This window comes from Lysobacterales bacterium, from assembly GCA_014946745.1.
Classification (GTDB): Bacteria; Pseudomonadota; Gammaproteobacteria; order Xanthomonadales; family Xanthomonadaceae; genus Aquimonas.
Genome location: JADCRD010000001.1, coordinates 1,809,579 through 1,829,155, shown reverse-complemented (window position 1 = coordinate 1,829,155; position 19,577 = coordinate 1,809,579). Strand labels below are relative to the sequence as shown.

Sequence of the window (19,577 nt, the reverse complement as noted above, 5' to 3'; positions counted from 1 at the left end):
GCGTTGCCCCGCAGGTGGGTCGAGCGTCGTGGGCGGCGGGCGGATACGCAGCCCCGCGTCGAGAGGGAGGTAGCGGAAGGTCAAGACCCATCCTATGTTCGAACCAGGTCCAGGTGGGTCGACACCCACCCCACGTTGTCGAGGTGAACGTCCGTGCCCATGAACTGTGTCCGCTTGGAGTTCGAACCCGTGGCCTCGCTCGGCGCCGTGCCCGAGGGCAGCTTTGCCTTGAGCGCGGGCGATGGCTTCGAGGGCGATGTCTACGCCCACTTCCACGGGCTGACGTCGATGGAGTTCGAGGAGGAAAGCCTGGCCGAGCTCGAGCATGCGGCAGCCAATCTGCGTCCCGGCCAGGTGCTGGCGATCCGCCACCGCTGAGCGCCGAGCGGGCATGATGGCCGCCCGCGTTCTTCGAGCCCGCTGCCCATGCCCCTTCGCTATCTGGCCTGGCTGGCCTGCATCGCTGCCGTCCCGCTCTTTGCCGCGCTTGCGCTCAGCCTTGGCAGCGGCTGGTGGTGGCCGTGCGCCGCGGCCGGCGCGCTGGGCCTGCTGGGCCTGCGTGATTTTCTGCAGGCGCCGCGGGCGCTGCTGCGCAACTACCCGCTGCTGGCGCATGTGCGCTATCTCGTGGAAGCGATCCGGCCGGAGATCCGCCAGTACCTGCTGGAAGGCGACGAAGAGCAGACCCCGTTCTCGCGGGCGCAGCGCTCGATCGTCTACCAGCGCGCCAAGAACACGCTCGACAAGCGCCCGTTCGGCACCCAGCTCGACGTCTATCGCACCCAGTACGAGTGGATCAACCACAGCCTGCAGCCGGTCGATCTACCCGACCACGACTTCCGCATCCGCATCGGCGGGCCGGACTGCAGCCAGCCCTACTCGGCGAGCGTCTTCAATATCTCCGCGATGAGCTTCGGCTCGCTGTCGGCCGCGGCCATCCGTGCGCTGAACTCAGGGGCCAAGCGCGGCGGCTTCTATCACGACACCGGCGAGGGCTCGATCTCGCGCTACCACCGCGAGCACGGTGGCGACCTGGTGTGGGAGATCGGTTCGGGCTACTTCGGCTGCCGCAACCACGACGGCAGCTTCAGCGAAGAGCGCTTTATCGAGAACGCCAGCGACCCGCAGGTGCGGATGATCGAGCTGAAGCTGAGCCAGGGCGCGAAGCCGGGGCAGGGCGGCATCCTGCCCGGGGCGAAAGTGACGCCGGAGATTGCTGAAGCGCGCGGCGTGCCGGTCGGCACCGACTGCATCTCCCCGGCGCGCCACAGCGCTTTCGATTCACCGATCGGGCTGCTGAAGTTCATCGCTCGCCTGCGCGAACTGTCAGGCGGCAAACCGACGGGCTTCAAGCTGGCGATTGGCCACCCTTGGGAATGGTTCGCCATCGCCCGCGCCATGCAGGCCACCGGCATCACGCCCGACTTCATCGTGGTCGACGGCGGCGAGGGCGGTACCGGCGCTGCGCCGCTGGAGTTCACCGACCACGTCGGCGCGCCGCTGACCGAGGCCCTGATCCTCGTCCACAACACCCTGGTGGGCCTCAATCTGCGCGGGCGCATCAAGATCGGCGCGGCCGGCAAGATCATCACCGCCTTCGACATGGCGCGCACGCTGGCGATCGGCGCCGACTGGTGCAACTCGGCGCGCGGCTTCATGTTCGCGCTGGGTTGCATCCAGTCCCAGAGCTGCCACACCGACAAGTGCCCGATCGGCGTCGCCACTCAGGACCCGTCGCGCCAGCGTGCGCTGGTGGTGCCGGACAAGGCCGAGCGGGTCTACCACTTCCACCGCAACACGCTGAAGGCCCTGCGCGATCTGCTGGCGGCGGCCGGCCTGCAGCACCCGGATCAACTGGGGCCCGAGCACATCATCCGCCGCGTTTCGGGCAATGAGATCCGCTCGCTCGCCAAGCTGCATTTCTTCGTCAAGCCGGGCGAGCTGCTGGAGGGCACGCCGCGGCATCCCGTGTTTGAACTGTTCTGGCCGCACGCGCGCGCCGACACGTTTGCCGCCCCTGCCGCCGTCAGAGCCTACGAAAAGCCGACCGCGTAAGGCCGCGGCGGGGTGCGGCGAGGCCTGCCATGACGGCGTCGTCGCCATTGCCTATCATGCGGGGCCATGAGCGCGACCCAGCCCCTCTCGATCCTGTTTGCCGATGTCAGCGGCAGCACCCGGCTGTTCGAGACCCTGGGCGATGTCGAGGCCCGGCGGATCATTGCCAGCGTGCTGGAAGCGCTGACGCGGGTTGCGGCCGCGCACGGCGGGCGCCTGGTCAAGACCATCGGCGACGAGATCATGTGCACCTTCCCGGCCGCGGTGCAGGCGGCGCTGGCGGCCTGCGACATGCAGCGCCGGGTCAGCACCGATCCTGAGTTCACCGCCGAGAAGCTGGGCATCCGCATTGGCTTCCATCACGGGGAAGCCCTGCTCGAAAACGGCGATGTCTATGGCGATGCGGTCAACGTGGCGGCGCGCATGGCGGCGCTGGCCAAGCGCGAGCAGATCGTCACCACGGCCGGCACCGTCAAGGACCTCACCATCGTCGGTGGCATCCGCTCGCGGGCCCTGGGGCGCGCACGGGTGGCCGGCAAGCTCCTGCCGATCGAGATCGTCGACCTGATCTGGCAGGACGACACCTCGAACCTCACCACCATCCAGCGCGCGATCAAGGTCGACGACACCACCCAGGCGGGCGCGCGCCTGACCCTGCGCCACCGCGGCCGGGTGATCGAGCTGCGCGAGGACGCGCCGCCTTTCAGCATGGGCCGTGACCCCGGCTGCGGGCTGTCGATCGAAGCCGAGTGGGTCAGCCGCAACCATGCCAGCCTCGAATGCCGGCGCGGCCTGTGGGTGCTGACCGACCGCAGCACCAACGGCAGCTTCGTGCGGATCGGCGACGAGGACGAGCTGCGCGTGCACCGCAACGATCTGCCGCTGCGCCGCAGCGGCTGCATCAGCCTGGGGCAGAGCATCGCCGCGGCCAGCTCGGATCTGCTGGTGTTCGAAGTCGGCTGAAGCCCGCGTGCGCTGCAAGCGCTCCGACACGCGCCTGACGCGCGGCTGTCATCACCGGCGATCAGCGTAGGCGGCATCCCCGCAGTGGAGCCCGCCATGCGTTCCCAGCCGCAGCTGTTGATGTGCGATCCCAAGCACTTCGAAGTGCGCTACTGCATCAATCCGTGGATGCAGGCCGGGCTGGGGCGGGTCGATCCGGCGCGGGCGCGGCGGCAGTGGCAGGCCCTGCATCGGGCCTTGAGCCGACACGCCGAGGTGAGCCTGCTGCCGGCGACAGCGGGTCTCGCGGACCAGGTGTTCACGGCCAACGCGGCCCTGATCCATGGCCGGCGCGCGGTGCCGGCGCGCTTTCGTCATCCCGAACGCCAGCCCGAGCAGCCGCTGCTGGAGCGCTGGCTGCGCAGCGCCGGCTTCGAGCTGCAGCCACCGCCCACGGGGCTGTGCTTCGAGGGCGCGGGCGATGCGGTGTTCGAGTGCGGTGCGTCGCGGCTCTGGCTGGGCGCGATGCGCTCGGATGACCGCATCGCGCCGTGGCTGGCAGGCACCCTCGGCGTCCACGTCGAGTCGCTGCGCCTGATCGACCCGCGCTTCTATCACCTCGATACGTGCTTCTGCCCGCTGCCGCGCGGCGGCCTGCTGTGGTTTCCGCCGGCCTTCGACGAGGAGTCGCGTCTGCGCATCGCGGCGGCGTTTCCGGCCGAGCGTCGGGTGGCCGTGGTCGAGAGCGAGGCCACGCGCTTCGCCTGCAATGTGGTCTGCCTCGACGACACCGTGTTCGGCGATGGCATCGGTGACGCCACCGAGGCGCGACTGGCGCACCTCGGTCTCGATGTGGTGCGGGTGCAGCTGGACGAATTCCAGAAGTCCGGCGGCTCGGCCAAATGCCTCACGCTGCGGCTTGATGTGCCGACCGGTGCGGGCCCGGTTGCAACCCGCCGTCAGGGACGCGTCGCCAGCCAGTCCAGCGCGCCGTCCGCGGCGCGCACGCCGCTGGCGAAGCAGGCGGTCAGCAGGTAGCCGCCGGTCGGCGCTTCCCAGTCCAGCATCTCGCCGGCGCAGAACACGCCGGGCAGGCCGCGCAGCATCAGGCGCGCGTCCAGCGCCTCGCAGCGCACGCCGCCGGCGCTGCTGATCGCTTCATCCAGCGGGCGCGTCGCGGCGAGCTGCAGGGGCACGGCCTTCAGCGCGGGCAGCAGCACTTCAGGATCGACCATCGCAGCCTTGGGCAGGCATTCGTAGATCAGCGCCAGCCGCGCACCATCGAGGCCCAGGCGCTTGCGCAGCCTGGAGCCGGTGCTTTCGCCGCTGCGGGCGCGCTGCCAGGCCTCGCGAAGCTGATCGATCGAGCGCTCGGGAAACAGATCGAGCCACAGCTCGGCGCGGCCCTCGCGCTCGATCTGGCCGCGCAAGTCCGCCGACAGCGCGTAGATCAGGCTGCCCTCGATGCCGTGCTCGGTGAGCACGAACTCGCCCTGGCGGCGCTGGCGCTGGCCCGCGGCGTCGATCCATTCGGCCGCCACGGGCTTCACCGGCAGACCCGCGCAGCGGGCTCGGAAGTCCGCCGACCAGTCGCACGCGAAGCCGCAGTTGCTGGGCGCGAGGTCGCGCACTTCGACGCCGCGCGCGCGCAGCAGATCCACCCAGGCGCCATCGCTGCCGAGCTTGGCCCAGGAGCCGCCGCCCAGCGCCAGCACCACGGCGTCGGCCATCACTTCGACCGCGCCTGCGGCGGTGTCGAAGTGCAGGCGCGTGGCGTCGATCGCGATCAGTCGATGCTGCACATGGAAGCGCACGCCCTGCTCGCGCAGCCGTCGCACCCAGCCGCGCAGCAGCGGCGCGGCCTTCAGATCACTCGGGAACACCCGGCCCGAGCTGCCGACGAAGGTCTCGACGCCCAGACCGCGCGCCCACTCGCGCAGGGCCTTCGCATCGAAGCGCTCAAGCCAGGGCTGCACCCAGTCGGCGGCCTCGCGATAGCGCCCGACAAAGGGCACGAAATCTTCCGAGTGGGTGAGGTTCAGGCCGCCCTTGCCGGCGATCAGGATCTTGCGGCCGACCGAGCCCATGCGCTCGTACAGATCGACCTCGGCACCGGCGGCGCGCAGGCGCTCGGCGGCGATCAGCCCGGCGGGGCCGCCGCCGACCACGGCCACGCGTGCGGTGCGTCGCTCACTCATCCTGCGCGGTCCGAGGCTTCAAGCCGCTGCGACAGGCGCGCGATCTCGGCGCGCAGCGCGCGCACTTCCTCGACCAGGGGAACTTCGCCGCGGCTGACCGCCTGCTCGACACCGCGCTCGCGGTCGCCGTCGATCTCCGCCTGCATGGCCGATACGACCACGCCGATGAACAGGTTCAGCGCGGTGAAGCTGGTGACCAGCACAAAGGGCATGAAGAACAGCCAGGCGTGGGGATAGACCTCCATCACCGGTCGCATCACCCCGGTCGACCAGCTGTCCAGCGTCATCACCTGGAACAGCGTGTGCAGCGAGTCGGCCACGCTGCCGAACAGCTCAGGAAACGATTGGCCGAACAGCTTGGTCGACATCACCGCGCTGACGTAGAAGATCAGCAGCAGAAGCATCACGATCGAGGCCATGCCCGGCATGGCGCCCAGCAAAGCGCCGACCACGCGCTTCAGCGACGGCACGACGGTGATCAGTCGCAGCACGCGCAGGATGCGCAGCGCGCGCAGCACCGACAGCGGCCCGGAGGCTGGCAGCAGGGCGATCGCCACAACCACGAAATCGAACACGTTCCACGGGTCGCGGAAGAAGCGCAGCCCGCGCACGTAGAGCTTGGCGGCAATCTCGATGCAGAAGATCGACAGCGCGATCTTGTCCAGCAACAGCAGCCACTCGCCAAAGCGCGCCATCACCCGCGCGTCGGTCTCCAGCCCCAGCGTCACCGCGTTGATCAGAATCACCGCCAGCACGAAGCGTTCGGTTCGACGGTCGGCCAGCGCGCGCTCAAGCAGGGCCTTCATGGAGCGATCTCTGTAGGTGGGGAGGGAGGCGATTCTAGCCGTGCCGCTCAGGCGCCTGGGCGACGACAGTACGCAGTAGCTGTGCTTTTCCTGCGCTTTGAGCGCCGCACAGCGTGTGGGGGAGCCTGTCAACGCGTGCTACCCATGGCGCGAATCCACCACGGACGTCCAGTGCAGACCGCGGTAGGCGGAGGGATCTCACAACTCCGTTCGTGCTTGCCGGACCTGCGTCTACTCGGCAGACTCGTCGCCGCCGAAGGTCCGGGGTTCCGAGCCGTTTGGCTGTTCGCGTGACCCTGCCAGACAGCATCCTGCCAGACAGCGCGCTGTGTGCTGCACCTCGGCCGCGTTGTGCGACTGGGATCCGCGCTGCACGTTCGCGGCGTTGCGGGAGTTGACGCTGGCTGACGAGGCCGTTCGGATCGGCGCCGCTGCGACGAACCTGGCGTGCATCAAGGCCATCGACTTCGCGCCTCGTGACGGCTCGCCGGCTGCGTCGGGCCTCCAGTTGACCTTTTTCCAGAATTCGCCCGCGGCCAAGTCGCGCCACCTCCCCACTCACCGCGTAGCACACACATGCCGAGCCTACTCCTGGACTGCGCACTCGCCGACAGCGAGCGCGACGTTCTGCATCAGGGTCAGTTGGCCTACCAGATCGATGTCCTCTCGATGAGCACCCGCGAACTGATCGCCCTGAGCGTCCGCTCGCACCTCGCCCTGCAGCGCATCGCGCAGACCCGCAGCGAAACATCGATCCCGCAGGCGACCGAGGTCATGACGGCGGAGCTCATCGCCAGCGGGCTGGCCTCCGGGCGTGTGGTCCTGCCGCGTCCACCCATACCCGCAAGTGCACCCGAGGCCGCCGCCCTTGAGCAGGCCGAGATCCGCCGCGCGCTTGCAGCCTTCGCCGCAGGCGAGTTCCAGTTGGTCGTCGACGGCGTGCTCTACCGCTCGCATGCCGAACTGCAGCTGCAGGAAACCTCGCAGGCGGTTTTTCTGCGCCTGCGCCCGCTTGTGGGCGGATGAAGGGCCGACATGATCGAATACTGGCGAGCGAGCGCGACGCAGCAACATCGTGTGGAGCAATTCGAACACTGGCTTACGGGATACATCGATTCCGCAAGGGCGGACAAGCGCCTGAATGACGAAGTGCGCGCGATCCGCAAAGCCGGCCGTGATGCGCCCTTCTGCGTTGCACTGCAGACGGCCTTCGGCGATGAAAGCGAACAGCACCTGGCGGACTTCTATCTTTTCCCCGCGCTGCATCGGCAGGTGCCCAACCTGCGTGCCCGGGCCGACGGCTTCTACGCACCCGCGCGTGAGCTCGACGACCTGCTGACCGAGGCCCTCAAGCAGTTGGCAGGCAGCTACGCCTGCAGCCTTGGGCTGCAGCGCCTGCGATTCCAGCTGAGCCACCCGGACGATTCCGGCGAATGCACCGCCCCGTTGTGGACGGATACAGAGCGCGCACGCATTCCAGCGCAGATCGTGCAGCCGTTCGCTGGCCACCCGGTCCGGCAGCTGGATCCTGCGCTGAAGCGCCGTGGGAACCCATTTCTGGAGCCCGATCCAGCCAGCGTTGCCCGTGCGCTCTGCGGCTGGCCCGCTTCGCGTCCGCAGCTAGAAGAGCTGATGGATCTGATGGAGCGTTCGTGCGACACCTTCGTCGACCACACTTTCGTGCCGCCGCCCGAGGTCGAAGACGGCGACTGCAGCGGCCGGATGAGCACGGCAGAGCATTTCGGTGTGACGGATCGCGCCAGCGATCTGGCGCAAGCCTTCGCCCGTCTTGGCCCACTCGATAGCGCCCAGGTGCTGCGCTTCTTCGCTATCCAATGGCCTCGCGGTGCGCGCGTGGTCGGCGACTGCCTACGACAAAAGGAGGACACCTTGAAGAGCTTCAAGCCTGAAGCGCTGGACTGGATTTACGCGCACTGTGAAAAGCCACTCGACGAGGCCATCAAGGCGCTGGACAATCTCGCCCATGAGATGGACGTGGAGTATGAACGCGCCGATAGCTGCTTACTGAGCGGCATCCGCTTTGTGGTCGCCGCAGCCCGCCTGCTCGCGCAGACGTCCTCGCCGCCACCCAGCTTTGCCCTTGTCGACGCTGATGTGCAACGTCCGGCTGCCCGCGTCATGAAGTTGCTCTGCAACCTCCAGCCGCTGACCGCCGCTGAGAGTGAGGCGCTCGTCGCAGAGCTGGGCGCGTTCTCGCAGGACGTGCTGCAGCAGCTCCTGCGCCACTGCCGCAACCACGCCGACGAGGTTCTGAGCGCCTTGGGCTGGGGCATGGCCGCGCCCTTGTATCGCTTCATGCGTGAGCGCGAGAAGGCGTATCCGAACACGTTCTTCGACGTGCCGGAGCTGCAGGCACAGCTGGAGCGTGCGGGACAGAGCGGCGAATCCTTGCTGGCCTGGTGCAAGAAATACAAGCACCTGAAGCTCACTGTGCGCCGTATCGAGGCGGTGCGGGGTGTTGAAGACAAGAAGCTTGCGGGTCAGCTGGAAAAGCTCTCCCAAGAGCACATCCGTCTGTGGGCGCTGTACCCGCTGCGGGACGCAGCTGATCTTCGGCAGCGTTTCGATTTCTTTAGGGGGGCGGGCAAGCTCGCGTCGAAGCAGTTCGGCTCGGAGCGTAGCGCGAACGTTCGCGACGCTGCCGCCGCAGCCCTGGTGCAGCTGGCCCACAACGCTGGCTTTGCGGACGTCACCGAAATGGAGTGGTCACTGGATGCCGGATCCCACTCGCCGCAGGATTGGACCTGGCAACAGGGCGACTATGCGGTCGAACTGTCGCTTCAAGACTTCCAGCCCGTGCTGACCGTGCAGAAGGCCGGCAAGACGCTGAAGAGCCTGCCGCCTGCTTTGAAAAAGGCCCCCGAGTTCGCGCCGCTGCTCGCGCAGATCGACCAGCTGAAGGACCAAGCCAAGCGCTACCGAGCGGCCATGGAGAGCCTCATGGTCAGCGGCCGCGCCCTGCGCCCGCAGCAATTGCAGGAACTGGCCGGGCTGCCGATGGCGCAGCGCATGCTCACCGCGCTCTACGTGCAGGACAGCGACGGTGCGCTGGGCCTGCTCGAACCGGATCTGACGCAGTGGCGTTTGCTGGATGCTGAAGGGGCGCTGGCCGGGACGTCGCAGCCGGTGGTCGCGCCCTTGCGGATCGCGCACGTGTACGAGCTTTTGCGGACCGGCCGCCTGATCGCCTGTCAGCAGCACGTGGTGAGCTCCGGGCTGGTACAGCCGTTCAAGCAAGCCTTCCGCGAATGCTACGTACTGACCCCGGCGGAGCGGGAAGCCGGCGACGTTTCCCGGCGCTTCCAGGGACGTCGGGTCAAGACCGCGGTGCTTGGAGCGATCCTGTCTGCGCGTGGCTGGCGCGTCGAGGGCAGCGACTTCGATTTCGTCGCGCGCAAACGCGTGGCGCCCGACGTTTTCGTGGAAGTTTCTTTGCCGGATGTCTACCAGTACCTCACGCAGGAAGAGGCCACCGTACTCGACGAGGTGAGCTTCACCCGGCATGCAGAGCGCATCCCGCTGGAGCAGGCTCCGGCCCTCGACTTCTCGGAGGCTATGCGCGACCTCGACCTTGTGATCACCGCGGGCGCGGCCGACAGCGATGAGCACTCGCAGGAGGTCCAGCAGACTCGCGTGGCTCTGGTCAGCGCCTTGATCCCGGGCCTTGGCCTGAAGAATGTGAGCGTGGAAGGACATCACGCCATCATCCACGGCACGCGCGCCAGCTATCGCCTGCATCTGGGCACCGCGGTTATCCACGTCATCCCCGCCGGCTATCTGTGCATTGTGCCCGCCGCAAAGCTCAGCTCAAAGGCGATTGCTTTGCCCTTCGTCGACGAAGACCAGCGCACCAGCGAGGTGCTTTCGAAGCTCTTTCTGCTCAGCGCCGACGGCACGATCAAGGACCCGAGCATCCTCGCGCAGATCGAGGGCCAGATAAGCGCCGAGTGACGCAGGCTTCCGGTTAGGTCGCGGGCTGGGTTGAGCGCGACCGACGCGTGTTCTCAGAGGTGCCCGCTGCTCCGCGACGCACGCGAACGGGGCACTCCTTCTCCGGTCCCATGGCAGTTGCCTGAAGCCTGCAGGCGTGAGCGGGGCGGCGCAGCAATGTTCCCCACACATCCCGTCGTCACGCTGGCTGTGTCGCGGGCTCTGCTGACTGCAAGAGCGCCCATCGACTTCTTCGCTGGCGCAGCTCTCAAACCCCAACCTCGAACTGCTCGCCCGCTTTTGGCACCCGCACGTCGCAGCCGTACTGCGTTCCCAGACGAACCCGCAGACCCTCGCGGGCTTCCTCTTCACCGTGCACCAGCAGCACCCGCGGATGCATGGGAATCGCGCCGTACCACTCGGCCAGCCCGTTCTGGTCGGCGTGGGCCGAAAGGCCGCCGATGGTGTGGCGGCGTGCCTTGACGCGGATGCGCTCACCGAAGATGTCGACGTAGTCGGCGCCGTCGACCAGACGGCGGCCAAGCGTGCCGCGGGCCTGGTAGCCGACGAAGACGATGTGCGCGTTCTCGCGCCACAGGTTGTGGCGCAAGTGGTGGCGGATGCGGCCGCCGTTGCACATGCCGCTGCCGGCGATGATCACGCAGCCACTGGCCCGCTGATTCAGCGCCTGCGAGTCCTGCACGCTGCTGACGAGGCGCAGGTTGGGCAGGCCGAAGGGGTTGCCGCTGCCGTTCCACGCGGCGCGCGCCGGCGAGTCGAGCAGCGCCTTGTGGCGTGCGTAGGCCTCGGTGACCTTGAGTGCCATCGGTGAGTCGAGATACACCTGCCAGCGGTCGAGGTGCCAGCGTTCGTAGTTCTCGGCCATCCAGTAGAGCAGCTCCTGGCTGCGGCCGACGGCGAAGGCCGGAATCAGCACGTTGCCGCGCTCGTGCGCGGCGAGGTCAAACACTTCGCCCAGCTCGTCGATGGTGGAATCGCGCGAGCGGTGCAGACGGTCGCCGTAGGTGCTCTCCAGCAGCACCAGGTCGGCCTTCGGCACCGGCACCGGATCGCGCATGATCGGAGTGCCGCAGGGCCCGATGTCGCCCGAGAACACCAGGGTGCGCGGGCCCTGCGGCGTCTCGCCGGTCAGGCTGACCGAGGCCGAACCGAGGATATGGCCGGCGTCGCGCAAGGTCAGGCTGAGCCCCGGCAGGATCTCGAATGACTGGTCGTAGTCGAGCGGTCGCAGCAGCTGCAGGGCGTCAGCGACATCGCCCAGCGAATACAGCGGCTCAGCGTCAGGCGCCTCGCCGGCGCGCAGCCTGCGGCGGTTGTCGCGCTCGGCGTCGGCGGCGGCGAGGCTGGCCGAGTCCTCCAGCATGATCCGGGCGAGATCGGCGGTGGCGCGGTGCGTGTAGACCGGGCCCGAGTAGCCGCGCTTCGCCAGCAGCGGCAGGCGACCCAGGTGATCGATGTGGGCGTGACTGACCACCACGGCGTCGAGCCGCTTGACATCGAACGGGAACTCGTCGCGGTTGCGCTGGGTTTCCTCGTGTCCGCCCTGGATCATGCCGATGTCGAGCAACACCCGGTAGCGACCGAACTCGAGCAGGTGACAGGAGCCGGTGACCTCGCCGGCAGCGCCGTGGATGGTGATGCGCATGTCGATTCCAGGCCGAGGCGGAGGCCTGATCATAGCGCCGGCCCGGCGGCGTGCGGGCCGCTAAACTGTGCGCCCCCCGAGGTTCCCCTAGGTTGCCCTTGATGTTCCGCTCGAGCTTTCGCCTGCTGTCTTGCGCTGCCCTTGTCCTTATCGCCGCGCCGGTCGCCTACGCCGACACTGCGCTCGATGCGCGCCATCGCGACGCCGCCACCGCGGCCTGCATGGACTTCTACCAGCACGCGAACGGCGGCTGGCTTGCCGCTACGCCGGTGCCCGCGGGTCAGGCCAGCATCGGCTACACCGATGAGCTGCGCGCCACGCTTGCCGAGCAGCAGCGCGCCCTGCTGCAGGGCTTCGCGAGTGCACCGGCCAACGCGCTGGAGACCAGCATCGCCCGCCTGTACGCGCTTGGCATGGATCAGGCCGCGATCGATGCCGTCGGCCTTGGCCCGGCCGCGCCTTTCCTGCAGCGCATCGATGCGCTGAAAAAGCCGCGCGAGCTGCCTGCGCTGATCGGTGAGCTGCACAGCTGGGGCGCGCCCATTCTGTTCGCGCTCTCTGTGGCGCCGGATCTTGACCAGCCCGATCGACTGATCGCCTACGCCAACCAGGGCGGCCTGGGGCTGCCGGATCGCGACTACTACCTGCGCGAGGACGCCCCGGCGGTCGAGCTGCGCGAGGCCTATCGCGCCTATGTCGAGCGTGTGCTGAGCCTGGCCGGGCGCGCCGATGCGGCGGCGGAGTCGCAGCGCGTGCTGGCGATGGAAACCGAGCTGGCGCGCGCTTCGCTGTCCTTGGAGCAGCTGCGTGATCCGCGCAACAGCTACCGCCTGATGCGGGTTCGCGAGCTTGATCGCGCGCAGCCCGAGCTGCGCTGGCGCGACTATCTGAAGGCGCAGGGGCAGCGCAAGTTGGACGAGATCTCGCTGGCGCACGCGAGCTACTTCTCCGCAGTCAACGCGCGCATCGTCTCCCAGCCGCTGAGCGACTGGCAGGCCTACCTGCGCTTCCATGTGCTGCACGCGGCTGCGCCCTATCTCGGTCAGCCTTTCGTCGAAGCCCACGACCGCCTGTTCGTTGAGACGCTGGCGGGACGGGCGGCGCCGAGCCGCGAAGCGCGGGTGCTGAGCTTCCTGCAGGCGAGCCTGGGCGAGGCCTTGGGGCAGCGCTACGCCCGCGCGCATTTCGATGCACCGCGCCGTGAGGCCGCACTGGGCCTCGCTGAAGGCCTGCGGGCCCAGCTGCGCGCGCTTATCGAGGGCTCGACCTGGATGCAGCCGGAAGGCCGGCAAGCGCTGCTGGCCGACATCGACCGCCTGAGCTTTGCGCTGGGTGGCCCCGCCGAAACGGAGTGGGAGGGCTTCGAGCTTGAGGCGAATAACTGGCCTGAGGCCGTGCTGGCCGTGAGCCGCGCCCGCCATCAGCGCGACTTGGCTGCGCTGGGCAAGGCGCCACGCGCCGCCTGGCCGGTGTCGGCGTCGAGTCTGCAGGTCAGCTATCAGGCGTCCACGCACACGCTGTACGTGCCCGCCGCGGTGCTGCAGTCGCCGCTGTTCGATCCCGCTGGCGATGTCGCCCTGAATCACGGCGTTGCCGGCGCGCTGATCGCACGTGGTCTGATGGGCGTGTTCGACCCGGCCTCCGGCGCGCGTCGCGGTCTGCTGAGCGATGCGGATCGCACGGCCTACGCCGAGCGCTCACGCGGTCTGGTCAGCCAGTACTCGGCGTTCAGCGCGCTGGGCACGCTCAAGGTCGATGGCGCCGCCACCTGGAACGAGAACGTGCTCGATCTCGGTGCGCTGCAGCTCGCCTACACGGCGTTTCTGGCTGCCGGCGGCGAGCGCGGCGAGAGCCGCGACGGGCTCACGCCCGCGCAGCGCTTCTTCCACGGCTGGGCGCGGCTGATGCGCCGCAACTACCAGGACGAGACCCTGCGTCTGCTGCTGGCCGCCGACACCCGCGCGCCCGCACGCTTCCGTGTCAACGGACCGCTGCCGCACCTGTCCTCCTTCCAGGCCGCGTTCAGCTGCAAGGACGGCCAGCCCATGCACCTGCCGGAGCCGGCGCGGGCGCGGACGTTCTGAAGCTGGGATTGGGGATTGGGGATTGGGGATTGGGGATTGGGGATTGGGGATTGGGGATTCGGGATTCGACCGAAGGTTGACACGCCGCGTGGCCTTGCTGCCCCGGGGATAGAGCCCGCCTTGGCTGGGTCCACTGTGGCCACGACGACTGACGCTCGCGATGGCGATCACACGAATCCCCAATCCCCAATCCCCAATCCCCGCTCATGACCACAGGCAGGGTGCCCCGCGTGGTGCCCCGCCTATGATGCGCGGATGCTCGCCCGCCTGAATCCGATGCAGCTGCTGCGCTTCGCAGGCCTCTTCACCTGGGGCTGCATGGGCGTGCCGCTGCTGATCGACCTGTTCCAACAGGACATCACCGGCAGCGATCTGGTGTGGTGGCGCATCTGCTACCTCACCTTCGGCATCTGCTACTGGCTGCTGACGCGCTCGCCGGGCGCGCGGCCGCGCGCCCGCTGGCTGCACCTGCTCCTGCTTGCCTTGCTGACGGTGTCGGCGATCGGCATCGGCCACTTCACCGAGTCGGGCTTGTCCGGGGCCTTCCTGATCGTCATCGCGGGCCTGCTGCCCTGGTTCCTGTCGCTGGGCTGGGGCCTGGTCTGGCTGGTCGGCCAGCACAGCGCGCTGATTCCGGTGTTCCTGCAGATCGACGGCTTCGACTGGATCAGCGCACCGCTGCAGGCGGTGCTGCTGTTCGGCTATTCGAGCTTCGTGTTTCTCACCAGCGTGGTCGCGCGCCGGCAGATGGACGCCCGCGAGGAGCAGCGCCGCCTGAACTCCGAGCTGCGCGCCACCCGCGCGCTGCTGGCCGAGAGCTCGCGGCTGAATGAGCGCTCGCGCATCTCGCGCGAACTGCACGATCTGCTCGGCCATCACCTCACCGCGCTCAGCCTGAACCTTGAAGTCGCCACCCATCTCTGCGAGGGCAAGGCGCGCGAGCACGTCAAGCAGGCGCAGTCGCTGGCCAAGCTGCTGTTGTCCGATGTGCGCGAAGCGGTGAGCCAGCTGCGCCAGGACGATGCCATCGATCTGCGCGAGGCCCTGTTCAGTCTGGTCGACGGCGTGCCTTCGCTGGACGTGCGTCTGGATGTGCCGGCCGACTTCCGGATCAGCGACCCCGGGCGCGCCCAGGTGCTGCTGCGCGCCACCCAGGAGATCATCACCAATGCCGCCCGCCATTCCGGCGCGCAGCGCCTCGACCTGCGGATTGCCAGCGACGCCACGGGCGTGCGCCTGGAAGCACGCGACGATGGCCGCGGCGCCGATGCGGTCAGCGCCGGTAACGGCCTGCGCGGCATGCGCGAGCGCGTCGCCGAGTTCGCCGGCACACTTGAGATCGAAACCGCACCGGGCCAGGGCTTCGCCCTGCGCCTGCACCTTCCCGTGGAGACCCCCGCATGATCCGCGTCTGCCTGGTCGACGACCAAACCCTGGTGCGCCAGGGCATCCGCTCGCTGCTTGAGCTGTCCGACAACATCCGGGTGGTGGCCGAGGCCAGTGACGGCAAGCAGGGCCTGGAGAAGATCGACGAGGTCAAGCCCGATGTGGTGCTGCTCGACATGCGCATGCCGGTGATGTCGGGCATCGAGACCCTGCAGCACCTGAGCGAGCGCGGCTCGGTGCCGGCCACGATCATCCTCACCACCTTCGACGATGACCAGCTGGTTCTGCAGGGCATCAAGCTCGGCGCTCGCGGCTACCTGCTGAAGGACGTCTCGCTGGAACAGCTCGTCGACGCGGTGCAGACCGTCGCCGCCGGCGGTTCGCTGGTGCAGCCGGTGGTGACCCAGCGCCTGCTGTCGGGCCTGGAGCGCATGCAGAACGACTTCACCAGCCTGGACCGTCCGGACCCGCTGACCGACCGCGAAACCGAGATCCTGCGTCTGATGGCGGGCGGCTATAGCAACAAGGAAATCGCCAATTCGCTGGGCGTGGCGGAAGGCACGGTCAAGAACCACGTCTCCAACATCCTCAGCAAGCTCGGCGTGCGCGACCGCACGCGCGCGGTGCTGAAGGCGTTCGAGCTGAAACTCGTCTGATCCGCGCGGTGGCGCGGGCTTGGACTGCGCTCAGCCGATGTCCTTGGCCTCACCCACGCCCGCATTCTCCGCATGCGTTGGCGCGAGTGGCCTGCGCAGAAGTGGCTGCGCGAACACCGCCAGCAGCAGGATCGCCACACCGCCGTAGAAGCTCGCATCCAGCTCGCGCTGCTCGTTGAACAGCAGCATCGCCAGCAGGATGGCGTACACCGGCTCCAGGTTGATCGCCATCTGCGCCGAGAACGCGCTCATGTGGCGCAGTGCCACCAGGCTCAGGGTGAAGGGCAGCAGGGTGCAGCCGAGCGACAGCGCCAGCAGGAAGGCGAAATCCTTGCTGTCGGGAATCAGGCCCCCTTCGGCCGGCAGCGGAAACACAAGCAGCAGCAGCGGCGCTAGCAGGGTCAGGGTGAGCGTGCCCGCACCGAGCTCGATCGCAGTCACCGTCAGCGGCTCGCCGTCCTCGACGTAGCGTTTGTTGAGCGCCGAGAACAGTGCCACGATGAAGGCGGACAATGCGCCCATCGCGATACCGGCACGCATCTCCACCGGCACGCCGCCGACCACCAGCGCCACACCCGGCAGCACGGCGATGCCCAGCGCCAGCTCACCGCGCGAAAAGGGACGCTTCGCGATCCAGGGTTCGATGAAGGCCAGGAACACCGGCCCCAGCGCCATGCAGGTCGCGCCGACCGAGGCGTTGGAGAGCTTGATCGAGCCGTAGAAGGTCAGCCAGTGCAGAGACACCAGGGCGCCGATGCCGGCATAGATCCACACCTGCCGCGCGCACATCCTGCGCAGGCTGCGCCAGACGGCCGGCACCAGCGCCAGCGCGGCAGTCACCAGCAGCATCCGCCACCACACCAGCGGCAGCGCGGTCAGGGTGATCAGCTTGCCGAGAATAGCGGTGAAGCCCCAGAGCATCACGCAGAAGTGGATCTGCAGCTGGGCGCGGGTCGCAGGCGTCATGGCCACGGCGTGGATTCAGTCGAAGGCCGCGGGCGCGGCGAAGCCGCATAGGCTGGGCACGCGCGGCAGGGCGCGCAATAGGCCTCAAGGCGAACGGCCGTCGAAGTCATGGGTCGGCGGGTCGCTGAACCCGATCCGGGCTGGAGGCTCGTGCGGGCGTCTCGCACCCGCAGGCCCGGCTGGCGATGGGGTGAAGCGTCACCAGGATGAGCCCTCGCAGCGACTTCCTCCGTGGGTATCGAAAGGCGAGTCAGTGTCGCCTTGATCGACTCAAGCCAGGAACGTCCGATGCGCATCGAATCCAACGCTGCTTCTGTCACGCCGCAGGCCTGGGCACTGCGCGCGCTGATGCTTCTCGGGATCAGCACGCAGCTCGCCCACGCCCAGGTCGACTGCAGCGCAGGCTTCGAATGCGGACGCGTGGCCTGGGGCGAATACGTGCGCGACGGCGCGCAGTCGTACCGGCTGTGGCTGCAGGAATTCGACGGTGCGCGGCGCACCCTGCTGGCGGATTTCGGACCGTCCAGCGGCAACTTCGTCCGGGGCTTGCGCTTTGATGCCACCTCGCGCCACCTCTATTTCATCGCCTCGGCGACGAGCAACTTCGACACCAATGTGTTCAGGATCCGGGTCGATGGCACGGGACTGGACAATCTGACCGAGGATGGCTGCTTCACGGACGAGTTCGCGCTCTCGCCCGACGGCGCGCGAATCGCCTACCAGCGCAACTGCGGCCCGACCGATCTCGACGACAAGATCTGGCTGATGGACAACGACGGCGGCAACCAGCGCCTGCTGACGACAGCGCCACCGGTCAGCAACGATCCCACCGCCAACCAGCAGGAAAAGCCGGCGTTCAGCCCTGATGGCCAATTCGTGGTGTTCACCTCGCTGGCCGGCACGAGCGGGTCGCGGCAGGTGTATCGGTCCACGCTGGATGGCAACACGGTCGTCCCCCTGACCGACCCCGATATCGACAGCCGGTTCAACGACGAGCCGGTGTACCTGCCCGATGGCCGCATCGTCTACGCCTCCGGCCGTGCCGCGACGCAGGGGCCGCGGTTCAACGACCTGTACCGCATGGATGGCAATGGCGGCGGCGGGCTTCGCCTGACCAACATCGTCGGTGGCAAGTCCGGCCTGGTGGTGAGTCCCGACGGCAGCCGCGTGCTGTTCATCAACCGGCCCGATCCGGTGGGCCTCACCGTGCCCCCGGCGCTGTACCTCGCACGCACCGACGGCAGCGGCGTGGTTGCGCTCTACGAGGACCCGGCGGCGGACCGCGTGTTCGTCAACAATGCGCGGTTCAGTCCCGACGGCAGTCGCGTCGCGTTCCAGTTGTGTTTCTCCAGCGGCGGCGACTGCACCAATGCCACGCGGGTGGTGGATCTCGACGGCGGCAACGCAGTGACCTACGGCAGCGCCACGGACAACGTGCCCTTCGGGGCCTTCGGCCGACCCGACGTCGACGGCGACGGCGTGATCGACGGCGCCGATTCCTGCCCCGCGGTGCCCAACGGCTATCGCATCGCGGTGGAACTGGCGCCGCTCGACGTGTGGACGATGAACTACGACGGTTCGCAGCAGGTCCGCCTCACCACCAGCTCCGCGGCCGACGTGCAACCGCGCTTCGACGCCACCGGCCGGCACATCATCTTCTCCTCGAGTCGCGCCGCCAACGACTTCGAGATTTACCGGATGAACGCCGACGGCAGCGGCGTAGTCCGCCTCACCAGCGTCGCCGGCGCCGACGAAGAGCCCGCGTTCAGCCCCGACGGCATCCGGATCGCGTTCCTGGGGACACGCCCGTCGATGAACGGGTTCCGTCGCAATGTCTGGGTCATGGATGCCGACGGCAGCAATCCGCTCAGGCTCACGACCAGCCAGGGCTTCAACGGACAGGCCAACAACCCGGTGTTCAACCGCGACGGCACGCGCATCGCCTTCGACACCGTGCGCGACATTCTCACGGGCAATAATCGCGATATCTATTCGATCCGCACCGACGGCACCGACGAGGTCCGTCTTACCACCACGGCCGGGATCGACATGGAAGCGACGTACAGCCCGGACGGCAGCCGGATCGTGTTCATCTCCTACCGCGACGGTGCGGCCACCAACGGCGAGATCTACACCATGCGCGCCGACGGCACCGACCCGCAGCGCATCACGCGCACCACCTTCCGCGAATCCAGGCCCATCTTCTCGCCCGATGGCGCGCAGATCGTGTTCATGGCCGACTACGACGGCAGCCTCCAGCTGCACGCGATGAACCGCGACGGCACGGGCCTGCGCCAGATCACCCGCGGCACCAACTACGACCGCCCAACGCTGGCCCCGCAGGCCGACGCCGACGCCGACGGAATCGGCGATGCCTGCGATCCTGCCTTCGATGCTGCGACCGCGGTCGGTGCACCGGTGACCGTTCGGGCGCCGGACGTCTCTGTCGAGTTCGCCGGGGTCAGCGGCGAGGGCAGTACCTCGTTCACGCGGATCCAGCCCGATCCCGGCGCGATGCCGGCCGGCTACTCCCTGTGCAGCACCTGTCCGGCCTTCGAGATCACGACCACCGCACGCATCGAGCCGCCACTGACCGTTTGTATCGCGGTGCCGGCCGGCGTGCCCGCGGCGACTTTCCTGCAGCTGCGCCTGCTGCACGGCGAGAACGGCCAGTGGGTGGATCGCACCACGCTGCGCATCGACCAGCCAGGCGTGCCGCGGCAGGTCTGCGGCGTGGTCGATTCACTCTCGCCGTTCGCGCTGGCCGAGTTCGACGGCGCACAGCCGGCTGCACTGTTCGCCAACGGCTTCGAGTGATGTCTGCGCGTCAGAACCCGATGCCGAGGCGGGCAAGACGTTGGCGCCTC

Annotated in this window: 14 protein-coding genes; 10 read left to right on the top strand and 4 right to left on the bottom strand. The window is 68.2% G+C overall.

Annotated features, from left to right (window positions below; translation table 11 throughout):
* Window positions 1-153 precede the first annotated feature (153 nt).
* The 4 genes from H4O13_06975 (at window position 154) to H4O13_06960 (ending at window position 4,035) form a co-directional block, all read left to right on the top strand.
* Window positions 154-378, top strand: coding sequence for a hypothetical protein (locus tag H4O13_06975; GenBank protein ID MBE5315129.1), 225 nt, complete (start codon window positions 154-156; stop codon window positions 376-378).
* A 48-nt stretch (window positions 379-426) separates the two neighbouring features.
* Window positions 427-2,055 (top strand): FMN-binding glutamate synthase family protein, encoded by a 1,629-nt coding sequence (locus tag H4O13_06970; protein MBE5315128.1) that lies wholly within the window; start codon window positions 427-429, stop codon window positions 2,053-2,055.
* A 66-nt stretch (window positions 2,056-2,121) separates the two neighbouring features.
* Window positions 2,122-3,018 (top strand): adenylate/guanylate cyclase domain-containing protein, encoded by an 897-nt coding sequence (locus H4O13_06965; GenBank protein ID MBE5315127.1) that lies wholly within the window; start codon window positions 2,122-2,124, stop codon window positions 3,016-3,018.
* Between the two features lie 96 nt (window positions 3,019-3,114).
* Window positions 3,115-4,035 (top strand): nitrate reductase, encoded by a 921-nt coding sequence (locus tag H4O13_06960; protein ID MBE5315126.1) that lies wholly within the window; start codon window positions 3,115-3,117, stop codon window positions 4,033-4,035.
* Here H4O13_06960 and H4O13_06955 read toward each other — a convergent pair.
* The gene (locus tag H4O13_06955) at window positions 3,957-5,195 is read right to left on the bottom strand and encodes a TIGR03862 family flavoprotein (GenBank protein ID MBE5315125.1); all 1,239 of its coding nucleotides are present in this window, start codon (window positions 5,193-5,195) and stop codon (window positions 3,957-3,959) included. The two genes, H4O13_06960 and H4O13_06955, sit on opposite strands and share 79 nt — an antisense overlap.
* Window positions 5,192-6,001 (bottom strand): ion transporter, encoded by an 810-nt coding sequence (locus H4O13_06950; protein ID MBE5315124.1) that lies wholly within the window; start codon window positions 5,999-6,001, stop codon window positions 5,192-5,194. Before H4O13_06950 ends, H4O13_06955 begins: the two co-directional genes overlap by 4 nt.
* A gap of 576 nt (window positions 6,002-6,577) precedes the next feature.
* On the opposite strand from H4O13_06950, the gene H4O13_06945 reads away from it, so the two are divergent.
* Both H4O13_06945 and H4O13_06940 read left to right on the top strand, forming a co-directional pair.
* Complete coding sequence (locus H4O13_06945; protein MBE5315123.1) at window positions 6,578-7,027, top strand: hypothetical protein; 450 nt, start codon at window positions 6,578-6,580, stop codon at window positions 7,025-7,027.
* A 9-nt stretch (window positions 7,028-7,036) separates the two neighbouring features.
* Entirely contained in the window at window positions 7,037-9,973 is a 2,937-nt protein-coding gene (locus tag H4O13_06940; GenBank protein ID MBE5315122.1) for a DUF4132 domain-containing protein, read from the top strand.
* Between the two features lie 247 nt (window positions 9,974-10,220).
* Here H4O13_06940 and H4O13_06935 read toward each other — a convergent pair whose 3' ends face one another.
* Window positions 10,221-11,618 carry an MBL fold metallo-hydrolase gene (locus tag H4O13_06935; protein ID MBE5315121.1) on the bottom strand — a complete coding sequence of 466 codons (1,398 nt, stop codon included), beginning with the start codon at window positions 11,616-11,618 and terminating at the stop codon, window positions 10,221-10,223.
* Between the two features lie 101 nt (window positions 11,619-11,719).
* Between H4O13_06935 and H4O13_06930 the strand changes: the two genes are divergently transcribed.
* From H4O13_06930 to H4O13_06920, 3 genes are all read left to right on the top strand, one after another.
* On the top strand, window positions 11,720-13,702 hold the full coding sequence (locus tag H4O13_06930; GenBank protein MBE5315120.1) for a M13 family metallopeptidase: 1,983 nt from the start codon (window positions 11,720-11,722) through the stop codon (window positions 13,700-13,702).
* A gap of 255 nt (window positions 13,703-13,957) precedes the next feature.
* Window positions 13,958-15,106: a sensor histidine kinase gene (locus H4O13_06925; protein MBE5315119.1), complete on the top strand. Its 1,149-nt coding sequence runs from the start codon at window positions 13,958-13,960 to the stop codon at window positions 15,104-15,106.
* Window positions 15,103-15,744, top strand: coding sequence for a response regulator transcription factor (locus tag H4O13_06920; GenBank protein ID MBE5315118.1), 642 nt, complete (start codon window positions 15,103-15,105; stop codon window positions 15,742-15,744). Before H4O13_06925 ends, H4O13_06920 begins: the two co-directional genes overlap by 4 nt.
* A gap of 30 nt (window positions 15,745-15,774) precedes the next feature.
* On the opposite strand, the gene H4O13_06915 is transcribed toward H4O13_06920, so the two are convergent.
* Window positions 15,775-16,710: an EamA family transporter gene (locus H4O13_06915; GenBank protein MBE5315117.1), complete on the bottom strand. Its 936-nt coding sequence runs from the start codon at window positions 16,708-16,710 to the stop codon at window positions 15,775-15,777.
* Between the two features lie 288 nt (window positions 16,711-16,998).
* Between H4O13_06915 and H4O13_06910 the strand changes: the two genes are divergently transcribed.
* Window positions 16,999-19,527 carry a PD40 domain-containing protein gene (locus H4O13_06910; protein MBE5315116.1) on the top strand — a complete coding sequence of 843 codons (2,529 nt, stop codon included), beginning with the start codon at window positions 16,999-17,001 and terminating at the stop codon, window positions 19,525-19,527.
* Window positions 19,528-19,577 lie beyond the last annotated feature (50 nt).